Annotated in this window: 18 protein-coding genes, 2 riboswitches and 1 other annotated feature; of the genes, 5 read left to right on the top strand and 13 right to left on the bottom strand. The window is 35.2% G+C overall.

Annotation, left to right across the window (positions count from 1 at the left end; all coding sequences use genetic code 11):
• Positions 1 to 475: 475 nt before the first annotated feature.
• Positions 476 to 568: riboswitch (cyclic di-GMP riboswitch) on the top strand.
• A gap of 155 nt (positions 569 to 723) precedes the next feature.
• From HVS_RS06465 to HVS_RS06450, 4 genes are all read right to left on the bottom strand, one after another.
• Complete coding sequence (locus HVS_RS06465) at positions 724 to 1,053, bottom strand: cyclic-di-AMP receptor (protein WP_101300376.1); 330 nt, start codon at positions 1,051 to 1,053, stop codon at positions 724 to 726.
• Between the two features lie 35 nt (positions 1,054 to 1,088).
• Positions 1,089 to 1,946 carry a putative beta-lysine N-acetyltransferase gene (gene ablB / locus HVS_RS06460; RefSeq protein WP_101300373.1) on the bottom strand — a complete coding sequence of 286 codons (858 nt, stop codon included), beginning with the start codon at positions 1,944 to 1,946 and terminating at the stop codon, positions 1,089 to 1,091.
• A complete protein-coding gene (kamA, locus tag HVS_RS06455) occupies positions 1,927 to 3,204 on the bottom strand; it encodes a lysine 2,3-aminomutase (protein ID WP_101300371.1) in 1,278 nt (425 codons plus the stop codon). The genes ablB and kamA overlap by 20 nt, the downstream gene beginning before the upstream one ends.
• Positions 3,205 to 3,330: 126 nt before the next feature.
• Positions 3,331 to 3,461, bottom strand: a riboswitch (cyclic di-AMP (ydaO/yuaA leader).
• Between the two features lie 231 nt (positions 3,462 to 3,692).
• Entirely contained in the window at positions 3,693 to 4,940 is a 1,248-nt protein-coding gene (locus tag HVS_RS06450; protein ID WP_101300368.1) for a D-alanyl-D-alanine carboxypeptidase family protein, read from the bottom strand.
• Positions 4,941 to 5,238: 298 nt separating this feature from the next.
• On the opposite strand from HVS_RS06450, the gene HVS_RS16690 reads away from it, so the two are divergent.
• The 5 genes from HVS_RS16690 to HVS_RS06430 all read left to right on the top strand — a co-directional run bounded on the left by HVS_RS16690 (position 5,239) and on the right by HVS_RS06430 (position 10,734).
• Positions 5,239 to 5,376: a hypothetical protein gene (locus HVS_RS16690; RefSeq protein ID WP_169926537.1), complete on the top strand. Its 138-nt coding sequence runs from the start codon at positions 5,239 to 5,241 to the stop codon at positions 5,374 to 5,376.
• Between the two features lie 645 nt (positions 5,377 to 6,021).
• On the top strand, positions 6,022 to 6,321 hold the full coding sequence (clpS, locus tag HVS_RS06445) for an ATP-dependent Clp protease adapter ClpS (protein ID WP_101300366.1): 300 nt from the start codon (positions 6,022 to 6,024) through the stop codon (positions 6,319 to 6,321).
• Between the two features lie 39 nt (positions 6,322 to 6,360).
• A complete protein-coding gene (clpA, locus tag HVS_RS06440) occupies positions 6,361 to 8,649 on the top strand; it encodes an ATP-dependent Clp protease ATP-binding subunit ClpA (RefSeq protein WP_101300364.1) in 2,289 nt (762 codons plus the stop codon).
• A 24-nt stretch (positions 8,650 to 8,673) separates the two neighbouring features.
• Positions 8,674 to 9,354 carry a leucyl/phenylalanyl-tRNA--protein transferase gene (gene aat, locus HVS_RS06435; protein WP_101300361.1) on the top strand — a complete coding sequence of 227 codons (681 nt, stop codon included), beginning with the start codon at positions 8,674 to 8,676 and terminating at the stop codon, positions 9,352 to 9,354.
• Between the two features lie 294 nt (positions 9,355 to 9,648).
• Complete coding sequence (locus HVS_RS06430) at positions 9,649 to 10,734, top strand: DUF3810 domain-containing protein (RefSeq protein WP_101300358.1); 1,086 nt, start codon at positions 9,649 to 9,651, stop codon at positions 10,732 to 10,734.
• Positions 10,735 to 10,782: 48 nt separating this feature from the next.
• On the opposite strand, the gene HVS_RS06425 is transcribed toward HVS_RS06430, so the two are convergent.
• The 9 genes from HVS_RS06425 to ispG all read right to left on the bottom strand — a co-directional run bounded on the left by HVS_RS06425 (position 10,783) and on the right by ispG (position 25,507).
• A complete protein-coding gene (locus tag HVS_RS06425) occupies positions 10,783 to 11,643 on the bottom strand; it encodes a hypothetical protein (RefSeq protein WP_101300355.1) in 861 nt (286 codons plus the stop codon).
• Between the two features lie 125 nt (positions 11,644 to 11,768).
• Positions 11,769 to 12,605 carry a hypothetical protein gene (locus HVS_RS06420; RefSeq protein WP_101300352.1) on the bottom strand — a complete coding sequence of 279 codons (837 nt, stop codon included), beginning with the start codon at positions 12,603 to 12,605 and terminating at the stop codon, positions 11,769 to 11,771.
• A 125-nt stretch (positions 12,606 to 12,730) separates the two neighbouring features.
• A complete protein-coding gene (locus HVS_RS06415; RefSeq protein ID WP_101300349.1) occupies positions 12,731 to 21,463 on the bottom strand; it encodes a glycoside hydrolase family 94 protein in 8,733 nt (2,910 codons plus the stop codon).
• A 96-nt stretch (positions 21,464 to 21,559) separates the two neighbouring features.
• Entirely contained in the window at positions 21,560 to 22,354 is a 795-nt protein-coding gene (rlmB, locus tag HVS_RS06410; RefSeq protein WP_101300347.1) for a 23S rRNA (guanosine(2251)-2'-O)-methyltransferase RlmB, read from the bottom strand.
• 72 nt (positions 22,355 to 22,426) lie between these two features.
• Positions 22,427 to 22,783 carry a 50S ribosomal protein L20 gene (rplT, locus tag HVS_RS06405; protein WP_101300345.1) on the bottom strand — a complete coding sequence of 119 codons (357 nt, stop codon included), beginning with the start codon at positions 22,781 to 22,783 and terminating at the stop codon, positions 22,427 to 22,429.
• A 15-nt stretch (positions 22,784 to 22,798) separates the two neighbouring features.
• The gene (rpmI, locus tag HVS_RS06400; protein ID WP_101300343.1) at positions 22,799 to 22,996 is read right to left on the bottom strand and encodes a 50S ribosomal protein L35; all 198 of its coding nucleotides are present in this window, start codon (positions 22,994 to 22,996) and stop codon (positions 22,799 to 22,801) included.
• Positions 22,997 to 23,036: 40 nt separating this feature from the next.
• Positions 23,037 to 23,531: a translation initiation factor IF-3 gene (gene infC, locus HVS_RS06395; protein ID WP_235827767.1), complete on the bottom strand. Its 495-nt coding sequence runs from the start codon at positions 23,529 to 23,531 to the stop codon at positions 23,037 to 23,039.
• Between the two features lie 59 nt (positions 23,532 to 23,590).
• Positions 23,591 to 23,718 (bottom strand) — a sequence feature (ribosomal protein L20 leader region).
• 59 nt (positions 23,719 to 23,777) lie between these two features.
• Entirely contained in the window at positions 23,778 to 24,413 is a 636-nt protein-coding gene (locus HVS_RS06390) for a glycosyltransferase family 2 protein (protein ID WP_101300339.1), read from the bottom strand.
• 2 nt (positions 24,414 to 24,415) lie between these two features.
• A complete protein-coding gene (gene ispG / locus HVS_RS06385; RefSeq protein WP_101300336.1) occupies positions 24,416 to 25,507 on the bottom strand; it encodes a flavodoxin-dependent (E)-4-hydroxy-3-methylbut-2-enyl-diphosphate synthase in 1,092 nt (363 codons plus the stop codon).
• Positions 25,508 to 25,509 lie beyond the last annotated feature (2 nt).

Below are 25,509 nucleotides of genomic sequence, written 5' to 3'. Positions count from 1 at the left end.
ACGATGCCATAAGAATAAATGCAGTAACTGCAGCTACAAGTTTTACATGATTTCTTTTCATATCTTTTCACATCCTGTTTTTATTTTTTTATAAAATTTGCTTTTTTATCTAATTATAACATACAGTCTTTTAAAATTAAAACTCAAAATCTGTCTTAATCAACATTGTATCTTATTTATAATTGAAATTAAACACCTTTTTTAAATATGTGATTAAAAATATATTACATTATAATAATCTGCTTTTCATTTTTGCAATTGATATACTCATGAAATTTAGCACCACAATGCTAATTAAAAATTAAGTGAAAACATAAGAACCGGGTACCTATTTAAAGTAAATCAAATATAATCCTTTTTTTCTTCTCAAAGCACCCTTTTTTTAAAGTATAATAATCCACATAAAAATGTTATAATAAAAATGTACATTATACTCCCCTTTATTATTAGGTATAAGGAGATATAAATAGAGACTTATGAAACAGGGCAAAGTTGTCGAAAGGCAACGACGCAAAGCCACGGGTCTAAAGCATCGCAGATGCGGTGTTATGATGGCTGGGCTACCATAAAGGTTCTGTTTATACTCTTCTAAAGGTAAAGAGGAAGTAGGTCCCTAGATATTTCCTTATACCGCCTATTTTATAACAACACGGTATAATGTACAAACAAAAACTATTTCCTTTAATGAAGTATCTTTAAAAGAGATACTTTTTTTATGCCTTTTTAAACCTTTTTAAATTTTTCAACATCAACTACAAAAATAGTTGCCCCACCAACATTTACTTCTATGGTATTTAACATAAATACATTACCTGCATCTACAGGGGTAACAGGAGCATTTATCACTTGTTTTCTGCTTTTAGAGTTGCTTTCAATTATCTCTAGTACTTCTTCTAACTTTTCTTCTTCCACACCCACCATAAGCGTTGTATTTCCTGTTCTTAAAAAACCTCCTGAAGAACAAAGCTTTGTAACGCTAAACCCTTTTTCATTAAGCTTACTCATTACCTTGTTTCCGTCTTTATCATTTACAATAGCAAAAACAAGCTTCACCCCTCACCGCCTCCTTAAAACATATATATTTTATTCTAATTTATTATATTTTTCACCCATATATTCATATCTTCAAAGCCGCCGCAAATATTACTATTATTAATCAATCTGCCTTTGTAATGATACCCCTGTTTTCTTAAAAGTATATTTATCCCTGGATTTATTGCCCTAGATAAACTATATAGGGTGTAATAGCCTTTCTTTCTTAAATCATTTTCCAAACTATATATCAAATTTGTCAAAAGACCCTGTCCCCTGTATTCAGGATAAGTGGCGCAATCTGTTATTTCTGCATTTAAATTCTCCTCATCCATATCTGCTGATGCTATACTTATTATTTTACCATTTTTTAATATAGCTTTAAACAACATTTTCTCTTTTATCATTTTTTTTAAGTAATTTGCATCAAAAACAGGCGACGGGTATGTTTTAAAAATATCTTTAAATATCTCAATCATTTGTGGTATTTCTTTTTCACCGCAATCTATTAATTGATATCCTTCCTTTAGTTCCTCCGGCTGAGATATCGGGATTTTATCCATACACATTTTCAGAATTTTATCTTTTTCCTCTACTCTTTTTGCCTGTGCCCTTTCCTTATCTATAAAAAACGATACGCATTGGGCATCTTTGCCTCTAAAGAAACCATTTATAACACCTTCTACTACAAAACCTGCTTTTTTTAGAACGTCCAAATCTTCTTCCCTGCAGTTTATAATTACTTTCCCTAAATTTTCTCTTTTTGCATGCCTCAATATCTCATCTGTCAAATCATTTGACAGTACATTATATTTTAATATTTTAAGCCTTGAATTAAAATAATCAAAATATAATAAACAATCCTCCAGTTTCTTATGCCTGTTATCTGAAAAATTAAGTTTTTGAATATACATTAAAACTCTTCCTCCTATTTAATCTTATATTACTTCTTGGTATTAAGCTTATATTCTCTTCCTCATACAGTTGTTCTATACCAACATTGTCTTCATTTCTGTATTTTTTACATAATCCACAGTTTTTACACTCATGAGTTTTATCTTTTGGTTCAGAATATGAACATATTACACCTTCAAAATTTCTCAATATTATTTTTTCCGGAGACTGGGAAACAACATATTGAGGGTTTACAGGTATCTTACCTCCCCCTCCGGGTGCATCCACTACAAAGGTAGGTACGGCAAAACCGGACGTATGCCCTCTTAACATTTCTATTATTTCAATTCCTGTTGATACAGATGTCCTGAAATGTTCAATTCCTTCTGACAAGTCACATTGGTACAAATAATAAGGTCTTACTCTCATCTTTACCAATTCATGAACCAGCTTTTTCATTATATAAGGACAATCATTTATACCTTTTAAAAGAACAGATTGATTCCCCAGAGGCACACCGGCATTTACAAGCATTTCACATGCCTGTTTTGCTTCTTTTGTTATTTCATTAGGATGATTAAAATGCGTATTAAGCCAAACCGGATGATGCTTTTTTATTATATCACAAAGTTCTTTTGTGATCCTTTGGGGCATTACAACAGGGGTCCTGGTTCCGATTCTGATAACTTCAACATGCTTAATTGCACGTATGCTTCCTAAAATATAGTCTAAAGTGCTGTCAGAAACACATAATGCATCTCCACCTGAAAGAAGCACATCACGTATTTCTTTATGTTTTTTAATATACTCAATTGCCCTTTTTATATTTTTTAAAGGCATTGCTTTGTCATCATGCCCTGCAAAACGCCTTCTTGTACAATGCCTGCAATACATTGAACACTGATCGGTAATAAGAAGCAAAACCCTGTCAGGATATCTATGGGTAAGTCCCGGTAACGGTGAGTCAAGACCTTCCTCTAAGGGATCTGTCATATCTGAATTGGAAAGCTCCGTTTCATAAATAGTGGGCACTCCTTGTCTCCTTATTGGACAATCATAATTATCAACATCCATGAGTGTTGCATAATAAGGTGTAATAGCCATCCTTAAATATTTAAGGGCCTTTTTTACCCCTTCCCTTTCTTCATCCGTAAGATTAATAACCTGTTCAAGTTCTTCTAATGTTGTTATTCTGTTAGAAATTTGCCATCTCCAATCATTCCATTGTTCCTCACTGACATTTTTCCATATAGACATATTTTTGTAGCTGTTTTTCATATCATGCCCTCCTTTTTAAGTATTCTTAATTTATATTTTTTTATATTTCTCCTTTTATTTTTAATGCTGTACCGGAGAAAAAAACAAAAAGCCACAGAGAAAAACCTGTGGCTTTCTAAACACCCACACATCTCTCTCAACGCTTACGAGGTTAGCTGACGGATTCGGATCGAAAGAGCTGACCCTACTTAACATACGTTAAGATTCACCCCAAAACATGGTTCCCCCGTTCAATTATGATTAAGCGCTTATTATAAATATTGAATTGTTACAAAAAATACTACTTTTTAAATATTTCCATAGAAATATTTGATATAAATCCTTATTTTTTAAGATTCCTTGTTAACAAGGAGAAGACTTTCCCGTCCATTTTTCCTTGTGGAAAATATAAACGATAAAACTTGACAATAAATATTCTTCACCCATGAAAATTATACGGCAATTTTTCAAAATAGTCAAAATAGTCATTGTTAACTACAATAAATATCTTATCCATTCTTAAATTTCATTTTTATTTTTGAAAAAACATATACAAATCCCTTTATTAACTTATAAATTATTATAATTATTTCTAAAATAATAAGTGCCGCAATTAAAAAGGTAAGTTCCTTATACTCTTTCAGTTTCCTTATTATATTTGAAAGCATGCTTACATTAGAATATACATTATCTTTAGGATATATTTTTACATCAATAAATGTATCATCCATTAAAATATATCTTACAAACCCAACTTCCTGTTCCTTTGTAAGCGGAGGCTCTATAATGTCTTCTATATGGGTTTCAACTTCCTTAACATAGTCAACCCCTATAGGATGGACATAGTAGTAATCGCTTTTACTAATCAACTCTACAACTTCATCCCCAACAGACAGCATCCTAAAGCGCTGCTCCTTCTCAACTAAAATACTTCTTTTAAAATTGGCAAAACCATAATCCAACAGCTTATTCACATTTTCATCAAGAGTTGCCTCAGGTGAATCAAGTACAATGGCTACAAGTCTCATATTTTCCTGTGTAGCTGAAGTTATAGAAGTCTGGCGCTCTATATCATTAAAGCCAATTCTTCCCCCGTCAACATCATCCCGGCTCCAAAAAAGCTTATTTTCATTTTGCAAAAACTCATTTTGATCTGCCCAAATCCATGCTCTGGCTTTAAATACACGTTCAAAGCCCGGGTTATTTAATGCATACCTCATTAGCCTGGCCATATCATAGGCAGTGGTATACTGTCCCTCCTCCTGAAGACCTGTGGGGTTTACAAAAACAGTATCCTCCATACCCAGTTCTTCTGCCTTTTGATTCATAAGGTTTACAAAATCCTCAATGCTCCCCCCTATATACTCTGCCAGTGCATTAGCGCTGTCATTTGCAGATTTTAACATTACAGAATATATAAGGTCTTCAACCCTGTATTGCTCTCCTACCTCTAAATTAGACACCGCACCGTCAACCGTTACAGCTCTTCTGCTTATGGTTACTTTAGACTCTTCAGGTCTTGGCTCCTTCTCTATAGTAAGGAGAGCCGTCATAATTTTGTTGGCGCTGGAAATATGAAGTTTTTCTTTAGGGTTTTTTTCAAATAATATCTGTCCCCTGTGAGCATCTATCAAAATTGCCGAAACTGAATCTATTTCTGGTTCATTAGTATTAGCACCAATTAAACTTGTACACAAAGAGACTGTTAGCAAAAAAACAGTTATATATAAAATTGGTAATATCCTTCTGTTGTTCATACATTACCTCATCCTATACCGTCATAAGATTAAGATTTTTATAAAACTCTAATAATAGACTCTGATAGTCAAATGCCTGCTAATATCATTCCAAATACATTTCAAAAATACTATTATATAAATTATATTTCAGGTACTATTATTTAAAAATATCTCAAATATTATTATATTACTTTAATCCTGTTATTACAACTTATTATATATTATTTTCAGAAATAATATTCTTTAATGGTATTTTTATCAATATGAATTTCTTTTTTAAATTGGGGCAAAATTAATACAACTGGAGGTGAATTATATGGCTAAAAAGAAAAACAAAGAAGCCAGAAATAAAGACATGTATGAATTTGCCAACGATCAATTAGGAGAAAATAAAGATCCATCTTACAATCCTATAAATAATAATAAAGAAAAAAATAAGAAGAAGAAAAAATAATAAAGCCAGGTGGGAACTTTACCCCACCTGGTTTTATTTAAAAATAAAAAAAGAAAAAGCCCATGATTTATGGCTTTGCAAAATAAATAATAATTTTGTGAGTCTAAATATTAATATATTATCATTTATTTTTTTAATCCCCTATTATATAATTAACATAACAGAAGATTTCAAGCTAACTTGACAGTTTAAATTACTTTTTACTATTCGCCTCCAAAGATGCTTACTTACTTTAGTCAACTAAGACCAATGCTTATTTTACCGGAAGTTGGGGAGAATGTCTAAAAGATATTTAGGGGAGCTACATAATATTTTATCGGGGAGTTATAATAGATACATAGAGCATATATATAAATATATGGTTTAGGGGAGAAAAGAGAGATTTAGGGGAGATAGGAATACAGAAATTTTAAAAAATTATTATTGGTTTTAGTTGATGAGAACGGTTATTAATAGTAAGTTATGCATCTTGGTAATAGATTTAGATGTTTTCCGGTTAACACCCTTAAAATGGGTGTTTTTTTATATTCTTTTTTTACCATCCTTTTTATGTGAAACTCATAAGTTCAAGAAACTATTGTATATTCATAGGGGAATTTGTTATAATTTTATTGACAACATTTTATTTTTGCAGGTGAGTAGTTTATGGCGAAAAAAACCGTATATAAAGAAGATACTACAACTGATTTTAAAAAACCAAAACTATACCGTGTAATACTTTTAAATGACGATTATACAACAATGGATTTTGTTGTTGAAATATTAATGTCGGTATTTCACAAAGACCCTTTTGAAGCAACGCAAATTATGCTAAACGTTCATCAAAACGGAAAAGGTATTGTAGGCGTTTATACATATGACATAGCTAAGACCAAAGTATCCCAGGTAGAGCAACTTGCAAAAGAAAGGGAGTTTCCACTAGGTATAATTATGGAACCAGAATAATAAACAATCCATTATTTCACTTAGAAAGGGTGAAGTTTCATGAGATTAGATGAAACTACAAACAGAATAATTATGGCAGGTTACAGCCAGGCAAAACAGCAAAAACACGAGTACTTCACACCTGAACACATTTTATATGCTTCTCTTTTCTTTGATGAAGTTAAAACCATTATAAAAAGCTGTGGAGGAAATATTGAAAATATAAAAAAGGATCTTTTGGCATATTTTAAGGAACACATACCGGTTACAGAGGATTCAGACCCAATAGAGTCTGTTGATGTAAATAATGTAATCCAGTCAACTGCTTTTCACTGTGCATCCTCCGGCAAAGATGTTATATACATTGGCGATATTATAGCTTCCCTTTATAACCTGGAAGAATCCTTTGCCCGCTATATACTTTTAAAAAATGGTGTCAAAAAATTAGACCTGTTAAGATATATATCCCATGGAGTATCTTTAGTACCCACCAAGCCTAAAGATACATCCCTACAAACTATAGAATCTTATACAGAAGATTTTGAAGATGAGTTTGAAGAGGATTATGAAGATGACTTCGATAAGGATTTTGAAGGAAACGAATTTTTAAGTAATTTCACCATTGAGCTTACAGCCAAAGCAAAAAGAGGTGAAATAGACCCTGTTATTGGCAGAGAAGATATTATAAACAGAACCATTCAGGTTTTGTCAAGAAGGTTAAAAAACAATCCTATACATGTTGGAGAGCCTGGAGTTGGGAAAACTGCCATTACCGAAGGTTTAGCCAATATGATAGCGGAGGACAGGGTTCCTAAATCCTTGAAAAATTGCAAAATATACTATCTGGATATGGGAAGCCTGATTGCAGGAACTAAGTACAGAGGTGATTTTGAAGAAAGAATAAAAAAAGTATTAAATGAAATAAAAGAACAGAAAAAAGCCATTGTCTATATAGATGAAATTCATACAATTGTAGGTGCCGGCTCTGTTTCAGATGGTGCCATGGACGCCTCCAACATAATAAAACCTTTTTTAACAGAAGGTAAACTCCGCTTTATAGGCTCTACCACCTATGATGAATATAAAAAATATTTTGAAAAAGACCGTGCCCTGTCCAGAAGATTCCAAAAAATTGACGTACCTGAACCATCTGTTGAGGACACTTACAAAATTCTATTGGGATTAAAGGACCGGTACGAAAAATTTCACAATGTAAAATACACAGACAAGGCTTTAAAACATGCAGCAGAACTATCTGCAAAATACATTCAGGACAGATTCCTTCCTGATAAGGCAATTGACGTTATAGATGAAACCGCTGCCTATATCAGGCTTAACTGTGAAGATGAAGAAAAAACCATAACAATAAAAGAAAAAGACATTGAAAGAACTGTATCTTTTATTGCAAGAGTACCTCAAGAAACTGTTTCCCGTGATGAAATTACAAAGCTGAAGAATTTAGACAAAGAGCTAAAATCCCAGATATTTGGACAAGACAATGCCATAAACGCTGTAACTACTGCAATTAAAAGATCAAGGGCAGGTTTTAACGAAGGGGAAAAACCTGTAGCCTCCCTCCTCTTTGTAGGACCTACAGGAGTTGGGAAAACAGAGCTTTCAAAACAGCTGTCTAAAATTTTAAATATACCTCTTATAAGGTTTGACATGAGTGAATACCAGGAAAAGCATACAGTGGCAAGGCTCATTGGCTCCCCTCCCGGTTATGTGGGCTATGAGGAAGGCGGGCTTTTAACTGAGGCAATAAGAAAAAACCCCCACTGTGTACTTCTTTTAGATGAAATTGAAAAAGCGCATCCGGATATATTTAACGTACTGCTTCAAATTATGGACTATGCTACCCTTACAGAAACCAACGGCAGAAAAGCGGACTTTAGAAATGTAATACTAATAATGACTTCCAATGCCGGTGCAAGGGATGTTGGCAAAACCCTTATTGGTTTTGACCAGAGAAGCGTAGATGTAAGTGCCATGACCAAAGAAGTAGAAAAGGTATTTTCGCCTGAATTCCGCAACCGCTTAGATGATATAGTGGTCTTCAACCACATTGATGAAAAAATGGCTGTTCTTATAGCCAAAAAAGCTATAAATCAATTTAGGGAAAAACTAAAGGAGAAAAATATCAAACTCAGGGTATCCTCTAAGTGTTATAAATGGCTTGCTGAAAAAGGAAAAACTTCTGTTTTTGGAGCAAGGGAAATATTAAGAATTGTACAGGAAGAAATTAAAACATACTTTGTGGACGAGGTTTTATTCGGTGAATTGTCTAAAGGCGGTACCGCCTTTATAGATGTAGTTGATAACCGGATAAAAATTCACAAAATAGCATAGAAATTAAGCATAGGGATGATAAAAATGAGAATTTTTCAACTCACAAATAAAATGGTTTTTCCTCATCCTTCTCTTGCAAACGAAGATGGTATTTTAGCTATAGGGGGAGACTTAAGTGTTGAACGTCTTCTCCTTGCCTATGCAAACGGTATTTTTCCCTGGTACTCAAAAGGGCAGCCTATACTTTGGTGGTCTCCTGACCCTAGGTTTGTCCTTTTCCTCAAGGATATAAAAATCTCCAAATCAATGAGAAAGTTTTTAAAGAAAAATTTATATAAAATTACCTTTGACACTTCCTTTGAAAAGGTAATCTTTATGTGTGCAAATTTAAGGGCAGACAACACCTGGATTACCCCCGAAATGATGGAAAGCTACATTATGCTTCATAAGCTGGGTTTTGCCCACTCCGTTGAAGTCTGGCATGAAAACTCCCTTGTAGGAGGGCTTTATGGAGTATCTTTAGGAAATTGTTTTTTTGGAGAGTCTATGTTTTCCACGATGGATAATGCCTCAAAAACAGCACTAATTTTTTTAAGTGAAAAACTTATGGAAAAAGATTTTCTCCTTATAGACTGCCAGGTTTACTCTAAACACCTTGAATCCATGGGTGCTGTAAATATTCCAAGGAATGAATTTTTAAAATATCTTGAAATTTCTTCCGGTAAAAAAACTCTCATTGGCAACTGGAATAGCTATTTTTCTTAAAAAAATATAATTTCCAAAACTTCAAATTACCACACCTTTTTGTCTTACATCCTCTGTATTCTTGTAAGCTTAATAAACTTAAATATAGTTATACTGTAAACTACCCGTTTTAATTACAGACTGCCGATTAAATTGCTGACTGTAGTTTAAATTACATACTATCGGATAATACAGGCTGCAGGTTAAATTGCTGACTGAATAAAAAATAATATTTAACCTAAAGCTAAATATGCAATTTAATATGCAATGTATTTGTAAAATTAAAAAGAATATTTAAAGAAAGGAAAATTATATATGAAAAAAACCAAAAAATTAATGCTGTTACTTCTTGCCCCTTCCGGCTACTTGATTTTTTTCCTTTCATCCTTTATACCACACACAGTTGAAAAAGTTTATTCTAATTTTATATTCAAAGGAATTGCCGGGATTTTTACCATTCTAACAGGATACATCCCTGTATCTTTTGGAGAAATTATAATTATACTATTATTCCTGTTTCTTTTGGTTAAATTTATCCTGCTGTTGGTTAGAATAATTAAAAAACCGTCAACTGCTTTTAAAGTGCTTGGAAATACCCTATTAAATATACTTGTCATTTTTAGCATCGCATACTTTTCTTTCATGCTGTTATGGGGTCTGAACTATCAAAGGCTTCCTTTCAGTGAAATTGCAAATTTAGACATAAGCCCTGCCACAACCCGGGAACTTGCTGATGTATGTGAAAACCTTTTAGCTGAGGCAAATAAACTCAGGGAATTAGTTAATGAAGATGAAAGGGGGGTTATGGCACTGTCTTCTGACATAAATACCACCCTCAAAAGAGCCTATATGGGCTATGAAAATGCAGAAAAAATCTACCCTGTCTTAAAGGGCAGATATGGAAGACCTAAAGGGGTAATATCCTCTGAAATACTGTCCTCCTTAGGGATTACCGGAGTGTATTCAGTATTTACAGGGGAGGCAAATATAAATATTTCAGCTCCCCCGGCTTCAATCCCCTTTACAACCTGCCACGAAATTGCCCATCAAATGGGGTTTTCCCGTGAAGACGAAGCTAATTTCATTGCATACATTGCCTGCAAATACCATCCGGATGCAGACTTTCAATACTCCGGCATATTTATGGCGCTCCGTTATGCCTCCAATGCCCTTTACCGCCACGACAAAGAACAGTACCAGGCTCTTTTAGAAAAGTACAGTGATAAAATACTAAGGGACAGCAAAGCAATCAGCGAATATTGGAAGCAGTACGAATCACCTGTACAAGACATTTCTTCATCAATTAATGATGCATATCTTAAATCAAACATGCAAAGTGAAGGCATAAAGAGCTACGGAAAAATGGTAGATCTTCTAATTGCAGAGTATAGGAAAAAGTAGCTACTATATAAACTTCTGTGTAAATTTCTATACATGCTGTGTAAATTTTTATAAATCAGATGCATTAGGAATCTGGTCTACGGTTTTTACGTTTTTATCCGCCACATATCTGTAAACTTCAAAATTAAAAACAATAAGTAAAAACCAGTATAAAGTTAATAAAACCGCTGAAAAGACAGCTGCAATTCCACTAATTTTCCCGATTGGTGTAAATACAACAGCTGAACTTAAAATGCTGACGCAGGCTCCTAATAACATCGTTACACCAACCATCGGCCAAAAATACGACCTTATTGTTGACATTGCCTCAGATATACCGGTAAATACCCCTGTTTCTTCTGTTACTACCACTACATATCCCATAATAGAAACATTTATCAAAAATACTATCAACAAAATAAATGCAATAACCAATAAGAATGAAATTAATATGTAAGCTGCCTGTGATGTATTTGCTATAAGACTAACAATTAACAAAACTACAACAGTAACTATAATTGTGACTGCTATGAAAAGTAATAAAGCTATGCAGTATAATATAAACTTTAAAATATTATTTTTTAATTCTATAAAGATATCCTCTAAACTTGCTCTTCCATTTGAATAAATTCTATTTATAATTCCAAAGGTTATAGGTAAAACCAGCAAAAACACTATAGTAATTACTAGATATAATTTTCCGAAATTACCTGAGTCTTGACTAAATACCATTAAAAACTCCTGTATTTGTTGCATCTCGGCTGCTGTAGGTTGTCTACTGGATCTTAATATAGTTAATATATCCTGTAATTTACTATAATTCATACTAGTCATGTTAATAATGGATTGTATTAAACAGGCTATAAATAAAGGAATAGCAAAAACTATGTTTTGGAAAAAAAACTTAAATGAATTTTCCAAAAATCTCATAAGTACTCCCTCCTGGCAAAATATAATTAAAAATAAAAGCAAATATTTAGCTGCTAAATATTTCTATTACATTATAAAACAAATTATCCTTATTGTCCATAATAATATTAATTTTTAATAAAAAATTATAGATAATCACCAAGAACAGAATTTTTTTCTGTCTTATCCCTGTATAATTCAAAACCATATACCATAAGTACGTAAATACACATAGAAAGTAAAAAACTTTTTATAAAGTAGCTTACAATTATAATATTTTCCAGCACCCCACCAATAAGGGCATTTACAGTAATATATATAAAGGCCATGGAAAAAGCTATCCCGACACAGGACCAAAAACATCCTTTTACCAACTCAAAAGCCTTAAAAAATCCTTCTAAAACCTTCATGTCATCCCATGCCAAAGCTACAAACCAAATATTTAAAACATTAAATAAAAAACACAAAAATATCACCGATGCAATGATAACCCCTATAAAAACAATTGTCGCCAACTGCCATGAAATAATAAATATAAACGGGAAAATAAAGAAAAACAAAAGATAAATAATTGCAACTGCTGCCATTATAATTAGTACGCTAAGAAAATATAATATAAATTTAATAAAATATTTTTTCAATGAAGTAAAAAAAGAACCCAAGCCTGTTGCACCTGTCTCATAACCTCTAATAATCATCCCGTAGGTTGCAGGAAAAATAAAAATGCTCAAAAATAGCACCAATAAAACAACTTGCAGTAATATACCTATATTTGGGGCTATTTTATCCAGCACATCATATAAATCAATATTTTCAGCTTCGCCGGTTACAAGACCTAAATCTGTCACCTCATTCAGGGTGCCGGTTATTTCCTTTAAAGTAGGATTTCCCAAAAACACTGCAACACAACATAAAATAAACAGAGGTACAATTAACCATTTAAACTTTCCCCAAAATTTAAAAGCATTTTCTAAATATTCCACGAAGTATCCCCCTTTAATACTTTATGTTTATATTAATACCTACTACATTATAATATAAGCAATATAATATAAGCACCTACTACATTATAAAATTGATTGGACAAAATGTCCAAGGCTTTTTTAATTTACCCCATAATTACTTCAACATAATGTTTCCCTTTATCATCTACAAGGAGTATTTTTTTATCTTTTACTTCTTTCTTATCTATAAGGACTTTTTTAACACCTTTATTTACCCTATCAGGGTTTTTTACCTCTATAATATATAAAGTATCTTTGAATTTATATTTTATATCAAACCCGCTCCAGTTTTCAGGTATACACGGGTCAATTACAAGGGTTTTGTCATTCTTTTTAAATCCGAGAATGTGTTCAAACCCCACTTTGTAAAACCATCCTGCAGCTCCGGTATACCATGTCCATCCTCCTCTTCCGGTGTGTGGCTCAACTGAATATACATCGGCAGCCATAACATAGGGCTCCACCTTATACTTTGAGTATTCAATATGTGTTCTAGAGTGGTTTATAGGGTTTAGCATCTGAAAAAGCTCCACTGCCTTTTCCCCGTCACCCATTTTAGCATATGCCATAACCACCCAGGCTGCAGCATGGGTATACTGCCCCCCGTTTTCACGTACTCCGGGAACATAACTTTTTATATACCCAGGCTCAAGCTCCCCTTCGTCAAAGGGAGGTGTCAAAAGCTTTATTAAGCCCTCGTCTTTTTTAATTAAATAATTTTCAACGGCATTCATAGCAGATTCAATTCTTTCTTTATCTCCGGCACCTGAAATTACGGCCCAGGTCTGTGCCAAAGAGTCTATCTGGCACTCGCTGTTTCCTACAGACCCCAATGGCTTTCCATCATCAAAGTAAGCCCTTCTGTACCAGTTTCCATCCCATCCGTTTTCCTCTATTGCCTTCGCAATTTCCTTTGCTGTTACAGCATACTTTTTAGCCCTCTCCTTTTCCCCCATTTTCTCACAGACAGGCACAAATGAATTTAATATAGAGCACAAAAACCAGCCCAGCCATATACTTTCCCCTTTTCCTTTGTTTCCTACGGTATTCATACCGTCGTTCCAGTCTCCTGAGCCCATAAGGGGTATTCCTCTTTCCCCAAATTTCAAAGATATCTCTATTGCCCTTATGCAGTGTTCATATAAAGTGCCGGATGTATCAGAAACCCTTGGTATACGGTAGGCTTCATCTTCATATTCATTTAACGGCTCATCCTCTAAATATGGGGTCTTCTCAAGCAATATATCATAATCCCCTGTAATTTTTAAATACTCCAAAGTAACATAAACCAGCCATAACCGGTCATCTGAAAACCTGGTCCTTGTTCCTTTATATTTTTCCTCATGCCACCAATGCTGTACATCTCCCTCTAAAAACTGGTGCCTTGAATGAATGAGAATTTGATTTCTTGTAATCTCAGGCCACACATGGGCAACTGCCATAGAGTCCTGAAGCTGGTCCCTAAAGCCGTATGCCCCTCCTGACTGGTAAAATGCTGATCTACTCCATATCCTACATGAAATAACCTGATAAATGAGCCATCCATTCAGCAAATAATCCATTGCAGTATCAGGAGTATAAAACTGCACTCTTCCAAGCCTTTCTTCCCAAAACTCCTTTACTTCCTTTAAAGCCTTTTTAGCTTCATCTATCTTCCTGTACTTTTCAATAATGCCTCCAACTTCCTCCATAGAGCTTCCTGCACCCAGCAAAAATACAATTTCCTTTTCCTCACCGGGGTTCAACTCACAATGTACACTTAAAGCAGCACAAGGATCCAGTCCTGCCCCGGTCTTTCCTGAAAGCTCCACCTGCTTTATTCCTTGAGGTTCCCTTATATTTCCTGTGCCAAAAAACTCCCTTCTGTCCCCTGTTACTGAAGTAATTTTCATTGATGAATGTATAAAACCAATTGTATCTAAAAACTCTTCATTATAATTATTTTTTATTAATACAGCACCTGAATCGTGTAAATCTGTACTTATATGGGGTGCGGTAAACTGGTCGCTTACCCCCATAACAGGCCTTATATAGTACACAAGGTTTATTTTTCTTTTTATTTGGGATGTATTTTTTATTTTCATAATGCTTAATTTCACTGAGTCTTCCAATGGAACAAACTGCACCATATTGTGCATAATTCCGTGAAACTCATGGTCAAACACAGTATAACCAAAACCGTGCCTTACAGTATAAGGCTCATCATTTCGTATTGGCAAAGGAGTAGCTGACCAGTGCTTTCCGTCCTCCTCATCACACAGATACAAAATCTCTCCCGGAGTATCGCTTACCGGATCGTTTGACCAGGGGGTAAGTTTGTTTTCACGGCTGTTTTTATACCATGTATAGCCTGAACCCGACTCTGTTACCAAAAATCCGAATTTTTTGTTGGATATAATATTTGACCATGGTAAAGGGGTATTTGTATTTTTTTCAAGGTTAATTACATATTCCCTGCCGTCTTTGCTAAAACCGCCTATACCATTGTAAAAGCCCAGTTCCTTATCCTCAAAAAATGTTTTTCTTTCATATGTCCTGACCTCAGGGCTAAACTCCCTTAATGGAGGCAGGCTTCTTTTCTCTTCCCTCATAAGCTGCTGTGCCAAATCTCCTGATTTTCCATCCAGCACCACCCTGGCAGTGGCACAAATTAAGTCAATATCTTCTTTTTCCATATTGCTTCCCTTCAGGATAAACACGCCGCCAGGTTTGTTTATCATATCATGGACATGGCTTTTGGATACAACATCGTATAAAAGTCCCTGCAGCGGGTTGTTGTAGCTGTTTTCCTCCTCATTAATGATAACCAGGTCAACTTTTATATTTTTAAATTTCCAGTACTCATGTGCCTTTAAAACATCATAAATAATCTCTATATCATCTGTTTTATCAAGTATAACAAGGACAATGGGTATATCCCCTGAAATACCGTATGCCCACAGCGCCGACTGTCCTTTTTTGTTATCCAATATACATTTTTGTCTCAATTTTTGCTGCGGGCTTATAAACAGTATATGGGGCATTAATTCTTGGTAAAATTCAATTTCCTTAGCTTTAAGATTTAAATACCTGGCCTCTACCCTGCTCCTTGTATGGGCAAGGTCAAATTCTTCAGTTATAACACCCTCTTTTGAGTATTTATCCAGCATTTCTAAAATTTCCTCTCTGCTGTCGGCCACCAGGGTGACAAAGGAAATTTTAACTGAGCTTTCAGGCTCTATTTCAACCATCTGTCTCAAACTTGCCACAGGGTCTAAAACCGGACCTACCGAATTGGACAGGGGCTTATTAGGGTCAAGAGCCACAGGGTTTGACACATCCCTTCCCCTTCCTATAAACTGCAGCCTGTCAGTATCAAACTGGACTATTCCCACAGTTTTCCCTTCTACACACAGTGTATGTGCAAGCCACACTGTTTTATCCCCTTCCATTCTGGGTCTTCTGTTGGCAATGATGCTGTTATATTCAGGAACAAACTCCGTCCTGATAAAAAGGTTGCTAAAAGCAGGATGAACCACATCTGAAGCATGGTGAGCCAAAACCACTTCAAAATAACTGGTTATTTCCACAACACAGCTTTCCTGGCTGTGATTTGTAAGGGTTATTTTCCTGATTTCTGCATTATCTGAAGCGGAAACCGCCACCTGTACCAATGTGTCCACATCCCCGTCCTGCCTGAAAAAGCGGGCTTCACCTGATATAAAGGATACCTTGTAGTTATCTGGTTTTTTGCCGTAGAGACCATAGCAGGATGACCAGCATTCATTTGTCTTTGTATTTCTAAAATAAAATATTGTGCCATAGCTGTCTAAAACCACATCTTCTCTCCACCTTGTAACATCAAGGTTTTTCCACCTGCTATAACCTGTGCCCCTGTCTGTTACCATAACAGAATAACTGCCATTGGATAAAATATGAACCCTTGGAAGTACAAAATTTGGCTCTTTGTACTCCCTGCGTGAATCCTCCTCTGTGTATACAATATCCTTAAATGGAATAACCTTTTCTTTATTTTCCTTTGTAAATACAATGTTTGTTGGCACTTTTTCCTGCAGCAGAAGTTTGGCAGCTTCCACCACAGGGTCTGAATGAAAGCGTTCTTGCATTATATTGTCATTTAAACAGTTATTTAAAGCCAAAAGACTCATTCCCTGATGGTGAGCCATGTAGCTCTTTACAATTCCCATTTTCTCACCCATAGGAACTCTTTCAGGGGTATAGTCCAGCGCTTCATAAAAACCATAAGGTCCGTTTGCCCCTTCCTTATCAAGCCTTTTTAAATTCTTTATAGAAGCCACCGGGTCTACCAGCATAGCCAGCATAGTTGCATAAGGTGCAACCACCATATCCTCCACCAAACCTCTCTTAAGCCCCAGCCAGGGCACCCCGAATGCCTTGTACTGGTAGTTTAAATCTATATCAAATGCATAAAACCCTGACTCTGAAGTACCCCAGGGCACATTCCTCTGTTTGCCGTATTTTTTCTGACTTCTTACGGCAAAGGAATATGTCTCGTCCATTAATGTGTTTTTACTTCTTTTCATTATAAGAAGGGGCATAAGGTATTCAAACATAGTCCCGCTCCAGGACACCATACCTTTGTAGTTGTCAATTTGCGTAAGAGTTCTTCCCAGCTTAAACCAGTGCTGTTCTTCCACTTCACCCCTTGCTATGGCTATAAAACTTGCCTGCCTTGCCTCTGAAGCTATCAAATCATAGTATGAATTGGTAAGGCTTCCTTCTTGCATATCATACCCTATTGAAAACAGCTGTCTCTTCCTGTCGTATAAGTGTATAAACTCTGTATCGTCTGAAATTTTCTTAATTCTCTCAATTAAAACTGTATAGTTGTTAATAAAATTTTCCAATTCCCCCATTGACTGCAAAAGAGATTTTTTAAATTTTTCCAGTATTAAAAAACTTACATCTTTACTCTTTTTAACTTTCAATAATTCTTCTATCTTTTCTATAATAGCTGCCGCCTCACCGTACTCTTTTGATAAATCTTTTAAAGGAATTGGTTTTTTAAGCCTTTTAATCATTCCGTCAAAAAGCTCTTTTACCTCTTCACCGGCATCTTTAAGCTCTTTTGTAATGTCATTTATAAAAGCTGTCCATGGGAAAAACCTTTTTATTTCTTCTTTAAATTCATTCACCATACTATTTGTTTTCATTTCCCATATATCAAATTTTTTGCTTTTATTTTCTTCGTCACAAGCTACTTTCTCCAAAATGTTTCTAAAAAGGTCAATATCAAAAACTTCTTCACTTTCCAAAAACTTGTCAATATATTCTGTACCTGTACATGTTTGGTTATCTCCCTTTTCAATAAGGGAAATGGTATCTTTTAAACCATGTACTAAACTTTTGTCCAATACAGGTTTATTTAAGTACTCCAAAAGCCCTTCTTTAAGAGTAATAAGATACCCTACAAAGTTGCCGCTGTCCACAGTGGATACATAAGCAGGTCTTAATATGTTTAAAGTCCTGGTATCATACCAGTTATACAGATGCCCGTTCCATTTTTCCATCCTCTCAACGGTTGAAATTGCCCTCTCCACCATTTTGTAAAGCCTGCTTATATTTATATAGCCCAAATCCCTTGCAGCTAATGCTGATAAAAGCCCCAATCCTATATTTGTAGGGGATGTCCTGTGGGCTATGCCATTTGCCGGATCTTCCTGATAGTTGTCCGGCGGGATATAATTGTTCTTCTTGTCCATAAACTCCTCAAAATATCTCCAGGTCTTTCTGGCAATTCTCCTAATCTCCGCCCTGTCTTCTTTGGTTAAAAATTCCTTTTTATGCACCGTCTCTTTACTTACCCTGTATGCAATATAAGGGGATATTGCCCAGATAGCAGAAAGAACTGCAGCTACAGCTATATAGCCGGGCTTTAGCCATATTGTCAAAAGAAGTACTAACGCTGCCTGAAGTATGGCATACCTCATTCTTATAAAATAGCTTCCTATTGAGTCCTTTATGGTTTTTTCTGCATCTAATGCTGTTACCCATTCCAACATATTTCTTTTTGTAAAAAACACCCTCACTATGGTTATGGATATAGCATTCACCATAAGATATGCCTGGTAAGGCAAAAATACAAATTGAAGCACCTGCTGCAAAAAGCATGCCTTTAAGCCGCAAATTGCAGGGGTATAACTTTTGGACTTCAGTGCACTAATGGGTTTTGAAACAGCATAGTCTAACCCTCCTGTTATTAAAGGAAAGAAGATATTTATAATTACAATACCAAGCCAAAACCAAAGACTTCCCGGCAGGACGCTAAATGCCAATGCAATCAACAGCATGGTAAAAGGAGCCACAAGGCTTCTTCTAAGATTATCTAATATTTTCCATCTAGCCACCACAGAAAGAGGATTTTTCACTTTTTCCCCTTTTTGGTTTTTTACATACCTGCCAATCCATGGAATAAGCTGCCAGTCACCTCTTACCCATCTGTGCAGTCTCATGGCATAAGAACTGTATTTACCCGGATACCCGTCAATAAGCTCTAAATCTGTAACAAGCCCTGCCCTTACATAAGAGCCTTCCAAAAGGTCATGGCTTAAAACTGTATTTTCAGGAATAGCATCCTTCAAAATACTTTGAAATACTTCTAAATCATATATACCCTTGCCTGTAAAAATCCCTTCTTTAAATAAATCCTGATAAACATCAGATATTGCACTTGCATAAGGGTCAATTCCCTCTTCTCCTGCAAAAATCCTTGAAAAAAGTGATTTATTCACACTTTCTATATCAAAACCTATCCTAGGCTGCAAAAGGGCATAGCCATCCACAACAATGCCTTTTTCCTTATCTATAACAGGTCTGTTTAAAGTATGGCTCATGGTGCCGATTAGGCGCTTGGCAGTGCCTAGGGGAAGTATTGTATCCGCATCAAGGGTAATAATGTATTTTATTTTAGGAAGCTTATCCACATCCTTTGACATAATAGAAAAACTTGTTTCCTTTGAACCTAAAATCATACTGTTAAATTCAACAAGAGCCCCTCTTTTTCTCTCCCAGCCAATCCACTTGTTTTGCCTGTCATTGTACTGCCTGTGCCTGTGAAAAAAGTAAAAAATATCTTCTTTTCCACCGCTGTATTTTTTATTCAGCCGGGCAACTTCAGCCAAAGCTGCATCAACTATTTTTTTATCATTGGGCATATTTTCTTTTTCGGAATCTTTATAGTCTCCAACAAGAGCAAAATAAAGGTTTTTCTCTTTATTTGCTAAATAATAAACTTCTAAATTTTTAATAAGCTCAACGGCTCTTTTTTCATCAGGAAGGAGGGCGGGTATCACCACCATGGTACTAAGCTCCTCAGGTATACCCTCCTTTAGTTCCAGTTTAGGCAAAAAGGAAGGCTTTACCACATGGCTCAATAGCCAGTTTACTGTATTTACCGCTATATCTGATACAGGAATAAAAACAGCCAGCAAAGCTACAATAGCAAAGACAGTTGAAGTTTCATCCTGTGTTCTGTTTACTACATACTCTGTAATAAACCCAAGGACCATTATAGTGAGGACAGCTATTCCGCCAATATACACAGAGGTAGGGTGGCTTTTTAAAAAGTCTATAACTTTCCCAAAAAAAGCCTTTTCATAACCTAATTCCTTTTCCAGTTCCTTTACACCATTGTCTATAATGTAGTATCCCACATGACCTTTGTGGGCATTTTCCGGCTGGGAATTCTCATACCCTTCTTTTGCAAGCTCAATAGCCTTTTTGGCAACATGTATCTCTGAAACATTAAAGAGCATTGACATCTCTTCAAGTTTTTTTCTGTAATAATTTCTAGAAGGAAGATCCATTAAAGGATAAGTACCGCAAGGGTCCTCCCTCAATATTCCCTCCACTTTACTTAAGGTTTCAAATATTTCCACCCAGTCAGTTGTAGATATAAATTTTAAGCTTATAATACAATTTCCAATGGAACCTTTTCTCTGAGTCTGCTCTCTATGTTCTTTATGGGAAATTTCATCCACACTTGTCCCGTTTTTTGAAAGCAGTTCATCTACATAGCGTAAGACATGGGCATAATTTTTACCCATCTTCCTGAGTTTGTATGAAAGATGCTCCACAAATGTTGAATCAATATAGCTTTTTCCCTTTAAATATGAATTTATATTATTTATAAGTTCAGATACATCCCCTTTGCTTTTTTTAAAGCCCTCAAAAATTTCTTCAACTTTTCTCCTTTGAATCTGGGACTCCATTATTTTTTCGCACAAATATTTTATCTTTTCCACAATGGCAATTTTAATCATAACAGGAAGAGCCCAAATTTCCCTACCTGTCAAAATATTATTGGTCTGATATGCATTTATGTAGTTAATTAGAACATCCTCATCAATCCTGCCATCTGTGTGAGATATAAGATCCAAAGCTATTGCATATGCTCTTGCATATCCTTTTAATGGACCATAGCTGATTGCAGGAAGGCGTAAATACAGGTCCTTACTCAAATCTTTTCTGACACTTTTAACTTGTTCTTCTATTATATAAAAATTATCAAGCAACCATTCAGCTGCAGGAGTTGTAGCAATTCCCTTTTGCACGTCTTCATTAAGTGCCTTATAAACAGATACAATATATTTATAGTTTTCATTCATTCTAGGAACAGGCCAGTTGAAAATATCAGGTTTCCTAAGAATATTATGGTCATAGGCAATTTCTTTAGCATGTTCTTCAAGTTCATCACATGTAAGTTCCACATTTTTTATTTGAATTAACTCTCTGTTTATATTTTTCTTAAACAAAATCCACAGTAAAATCACCGCTAAAAATGAAAGAACAATTATTCTATTTAAATATAATTCCACTAGAACATACTCCTTTCTAGAAGTTCTGATTCTAAACGTTAAACCTCTAGAATAGTATGTGCTAAATAGACAATTTCAAAACATATAAATTTAAAATTAAATTCTTTTTCTCATAATTTCAAATATTAAAAGACCTGCCGCAATTGATGCGTTAAGAGACTCAGCTCTTCCCTTCATAGGTATTTTAACTAAAACATCTGAAATATCTTTAATATCATCCCTTATACCCCTTGCCTCATTTCCAATGACAATTGCAACATTATCCACATTCTCTAAATTAAAGTATGCTGTCTCTCCTTCTAAATGGGATGCACAAATCATTATTTTTTTCTCCTTAAAATACTTCAAATCTTTTAAAATATCTTTGCTATTATAAATGGGTACATGAAAAACAGATCCCATTGTAGACCTTAAAACCTTCGGGTTATAGACATCCACACACCCTTCAGACAAAACCACCCCCGTTGCCCCCGCAGCATCAGCTGTCCTTATTATTGTACCCATGTTGCCGGGGTCTTGGATAGCGTCTAAAACCACTAAAAAATTATTTTCATTAACCATCTCCTCTAAAGAATACTTTTTCATCTCAATTTGAGCCAGTATTCCCTGGGGGTTGTCTGTATCTGAAATCTCTTTAAAGAGCTTGTGGGGCAAAACAAAATAATCCAGCTTTTTTTCATTAATGGTTTTAAGTATCTCCTTACCACCCTTTACACCTTCAAGTTTTTCAGAAATAAATATCTTATAAGGTTTTATGTTTTCCTTTAAAGCCTCCTGTACAAACCGGATACCTTCAATAAAATACATGTTTTTAGCTTCCCTGTATTTTCTATTTTTCAAAGATTTTACTTCTTTAATGAAAGCATTTTTATTGCTGCTTATATATTTCACCAAAACACCTCCAAAATAAAAAAGAGCTGCTTTTGAGCTCTCTTTTATCTATATCTTTGTAATTTTTAGCTTTTACTCTGCAGCTTCTTTAACTTTTTCAACCAACTGCGCAAAAGAATTTGAGTCGTTAACAGCCATTTCAGCCAGCATCTTTCTATTTAAGTTTATCCCTGCCTTTTTAAGGCCGTTCATAAATTTGCTGTAGCTAAGCCCGTTCATCCTTGCCGCTGCATTTATTCTTGTAATCCACAGCTGTCTGAAATTTCTCTTGCGGGCCTTTCTGTCTCTATATGCATAAACAAGGGACTTCATTACTGCTTGGTTTGCCACTCTAAAGTTCTTGCTTTTAGCACCAAAATATCCCTTTGCCAGTTTTAACGTTCTTTTGCGTCTTGCACGGGTAGCAACTGAATTTTTTACCCTTGCCATAGCAGCATACCTCCTTTATTTGTATGGAATCAGTCTCTTAATTACCGCCGCATCTGCATCGGATGCAACTGCTGATTTTCTTAAATTTCTTTTTCTCTTAGAAGTCTTCTTAGTTAATATATGACTCTTATAGGCTTTATTTCTCTTAACCTTGCCTGTACCAGTCAATTTAAATCTCTTCTTTGAAGAGCTGTGGGTTTTAATCTTAGGCATATTCCTCTTTCCTCCTTTTATCTATATATTACTGCTTATACTACTGCTTAGGATTTAGTATCATTAGCATATTCCTGCCTTCTAATTTAGGCTTTCTTTCTACAGTACCATAATCCTCAACAGCTTTAGCAAATCTTTCCAAGACTTTTTCACCCAGCGAGGTGTAGTTCATTTCCCTTCCTCTAAATTTTATAGTTACCTTTACTTTGTCTCCGCTGCGTAGAAACCTTATTGCATTTTTGACCTTAACTTCAAAATCATGGTCTTCAATTGAAGCAGATAACCTCACTTCTTTTACACTAATAACTTTTTGATTTTTTTTAGCTTCCTTTTCCCTCTTAGCCTGTTCAAACATATACTTTCCATAATCCATTACTTTGCACACAGGCGGATTAGCCTTAGGAGCTATTTTAACAAGATCTAAGTTTTTGGAATTTGCTATTTTCTGCGCTTCCTTTGAAGACATAATTCCTATCATCTTGCCATCAACATCAATAAGCCTCACTTCTTTGTCCCTTACCATTTCATTAACCATTATTTCGTTTTTGTTAATAGAAAACACCTCCGGGTTTTTTTCCTAATTTTATATTATTCATAAAATTAAAAAAACGAATCAATAAAAAGATTCGCTTCATCACAAAATAATAAACCTTTGTTTATATTAACCTTACAGAAGCATGCTTGTTCGTAAGGTGAGAAGCGAATAACTTCTTCTTTCTTGTTGCGTTATTTATGATATCAGATAAATAAAAATTTGTCAAGAATTTTTTTAATAAAATATTTATCTTTTGGCAAGTCTTAAGCCTTTTAGTATTTGCCAGTACATTTTCATACGGTGAAAAAACCCACGGAACACCCCAAACTTTTCCTCCTTCATAACATGGGTCATTCCATAAAGCTCTATTTTCTCCACCCTTATTTTCATTTCTTTTGCATGGTTATTCAGCAGTACTTCAATTCCATACCCTGCCAGGTCAGCATCCTTCATGGTATCCAAAACAAACTTTTTTACAGCCCTCTGGCCTGACAATTTAGGTGAAACTTTGTGGGAAAAATTTGTGGAAAACCTGCCATTTGTAAATACACCGACAGTCATATCTGCTTTATCATATATAACCGGCATCAGCAATTTATAAACATGCTCCTCTTTAAGCCCTATAAGATCAGCATCTAGAAAGAGGATAACATCCCCCTCACAAACCTCAATGGCAGCTTTTATTGCCGCCCCTTTTCCTCTATTTTCACTATACTCTATAACCTTTGCCCTCATATTTTTTGCAATAGCAGGGGTATTATCAGTAGAACCGTCACTTACAACAATTACCTCTGAAATAGTGGGAATATTATTTAAAATGCCAATAACATTTCCAATAGTGGCTTCTTCATTGTAGGCAGGTATAACAGCGCTTACCTTCACCTTCAACAACTCCTTAGTTTCCTTATTTCTTCAATTAGCTCTTCCACAACTTCCTCTTGGGGGATTTTTCTTATTATTTTGCCCTTTTTAAACAGCAGAGCTTCATTTTTCCCCCCGGCAATTCCTATATCTGCATCTTTTGCTTCTCCCGGACCGTTAACCCCACACCCCATTATTGCAACTTTAATATCTTTACCGGTAATACTTTTATCGTCAAAAGAAAGTCTTTCTTCAACTTTATTTGCAATATCAATAAGGTTTATCCTGCACCTTCCACAGGTAGGGCATGATATAATATCAATACCGCCCTTTTTAAGCCCCAGTGCCTTTAGTATTGAATTCCCAACCTTTACTTCCTCTTCAGGTTCCCCTGTCAAAGATACCCTTATGGTGTCGCCAATTCCTTCTGCCAAAAGACAGCCAATGCCAACGGAGGACTTAATTGTCCCCCCCTTTACCGTCCCTGCCTCAGTAACCCCTAAATGCAGAGGGTAGTCTGATTTTTGAGACATCAGCCTGTATGCAGCTATTGTCATTGGCACACTTGATGCCTTTAAAGATATTGCTATATCAAAAAAATCCTCTTCTTCCAGTATTCTTACATGGTTTAAAGCACTTTCCACCATGGCCTCCGGAGTTGCACCGCCATATTTTTTTATTATTTCCTTTTCCAAAGAACCGGAATTTACCCCTATCCTAATGGGTATTCCCCTCTCTTTTGCCACTTTAACAACTTTTCTTACTCTTTCCCTGTCCCCGATATTTCCAGGGTTTAACCGGATTTTATCTGCTCCGTTTTCCATAGCAGATATAGCAAGGCGGTAATCAAAATGTATATCTGCAACAAGTGGGATTTTTATGGCCTTTTTTATTGCAGCTATTGCCCTTGCAGCCTCAGAATCTAAAACTGCAACCCTTACAATATCACATCCTGCTTCTTCCAGCCTCTTTATCTGCTCTATTGTAGATAATGCGTCTCTGGTATCTGTATTGGTCATGGACTGCACCGTAATGGGGGCATCCCCTCCGATACAGACATTTCCCACCTTTATTTTTCTGGTTTTTTTCCTCTCTATAAATGCATCATACAGCATTA

The organism is Acetivibrio saccincola, assembly GCF_002844395.1.
Taxonomy (GTDB): Bacteria; Bacillota; Clostridia; order Acetivibrionales; family Acetivibrionaceae; genus Herbivorax; species Herbivorax saccincola.
This window is presented reverse-complemented; position numbering and strand designations above follow the sequence as displayed.

Bases quoted from the DNA above. Each gene is read 5' to 3' on its own strand.
- rplT (WP_101300345.1), bottom strand. From the start codon at position 22,783: ATGGCAAGGGTAAAAAATTCAGTTGCTACCCGTGCAAGACGCAAAAGA.
- clpA (WP_101300364.1), top strand. From the start codon at position 6,361: ATGAGATTAGATGAAACTACAAACAGAATAATTATGGCAGGTTACAGC.
- aat (WP_101300361.1), top strand. From the start codon at position 8,674: ATGAGAATTTTTCAACTCACAAATAAAATGGTTTTTCCTCATCCTTCT.
- HVS_RS06425 (WP_101300355.1), bottom strand. From the start codon at position 11,643: ATGAGATTTTTGGAAAATTCATTTAAGTTTTTTTTCCAAAACATAGTT.
- ispG (WP_101300336.1), bottom strand. From the start codon at position 25,507: ATGCTGTATGATGCATTTATAGAGAGGAAAAAAACCAGAAAAATAAAG.
- HVS_RS06450 (WP_101300368.1), bottom strand. From the start codon at position 4,940: ATGAACAACAGAAGGATATTACCAATTTTATATATAACTGTTTTTTTG.
- HVS_RS06430 (WP_101300358.1), top strand. From the start codon at position 9,649: ATGAAAAAAACCAAAAAATTAATGCTGTTACTTCTTGCCCCTTCCGGC.
- kamA (WP_101300371.1), bottom strand. From the start codon at position 3,204: ATGAAAAACAGCTACAAAAATATGTCTATATGGAAAAATGTCAGTGAG.
- rpmI (WP_101300343.1), bottom strand. From the start codon at position 22,996: ATGCCTAAGATTAAAACCCACAGCTCTTCAAAGAAGAGATTTAAATTG.
- clpS (WP_101300366.1), top strand. From the start codon at position 6,022: ATGGCGAAAAAAACCGTATATAAAGAAGATACTACAACTGATTTTAAA.
- HVS_RS16690 (WP_169926537.1), top strand. From the start codon at position 5,239: ATGGCTAAAAAGAAAAACAAAGAAGCCAGAAATAAAGACATGTATGAA.
- infC (WP_235827767.1), bottom strand. From the start codon at position 23,531: ATGGTTAATGAAATGGTAAGGGACAAAGAAGTGAGGCTTATTGATGTT.
- ablB (WP_101300373.1), bottom strand. From the start codon at position 1,946: ATGTATATTCAAAAACTTAATTTTTCAGATAACAGGCATAAGAAACTG.